Source organism: Bacillus sp. SIMBA_154 (assembly GCF_046536015.1).
Classification (GTDB): Bacteria; Bacillota; Bacilli; order Bacillales; family Bacillaceae; genus Bacillus; species Bacillus pumilus_P.
The window spans coordinates 1-363 of record NZ_JAWJBV010000099.1; the positions used below are offsets into that span (position 1 = coordinate 1).

The window sequence follows — 363 nt, forward strand, 5'->3', positions numbered from 1 at the left end:
AAAAATGGTGGAGGGGGGCGGATTCGAACCGCCGAACCCGGAGGGAGCGGATTTACAGTCCGCCGCGTTTAGCCACTTCGCTACCCCTCCACATATGGAAATAATAAAGAAAAACAGTGCCGGCAAGAGGACTTGAACCCCCAACCTACTGATTACAAGTCAGTTGCTCTACCAATTGAGCTACACCGGCAAATAGTGGTGGCTCGGGACGGAATCGAACCGCCGACACACGGATTTTCAGTCCGTTGCTCTACCAACTGAGCTACCGAGCCAAGTATTATTTTTGAAAAATGGCGGTCCGGACGGGACTCGAACCCGCGACCTCCTGCGTGACAGGCAGGCATTCTAACCAACTGAACTACC

Annotated in this window: 4 tRNA genes; all 4 read right to left on the reverse strand. The window is 53.2% G+C overall.

Annotated elements, in window-relative coordinates:
• Positions 1–5: 5 nt before the first annotated feature.
• The 4 genes from R0K30_RS21270 to R0K30_RS21285 all read right to left on the reverse strand — a co-directional run bounded on the left by R0K30_RS21270 (position 6) and on the right by R0K30_RS21285 (position 362).
• A tRNA-Tyr gene (locus R0K30_RS21270) sits at positions 6–90 on the reverse strand.
• Positions 91–117: 27 nt separating this feature from the next.
• Positions 118–190: transfer RNA gene (locus tag R0K30_RS21275), tRNA-Thr, on the reverse strand.
• A gap of 6 nt (positions 191–196) precedes the next feature.
• Positions 197–272: transfer RNA gene (locus R0K30_RS21280), tRNA-Phe, on the reverse strand.
• A gap of 19 nt (positions 273–291) precedes the next feature.
• A tRNA-Asp gene (locus R0K30_RS21285) sits at positions 292–362 on the reverse strand.
• Position 363 lies beyond the last annotated feature (1 nt).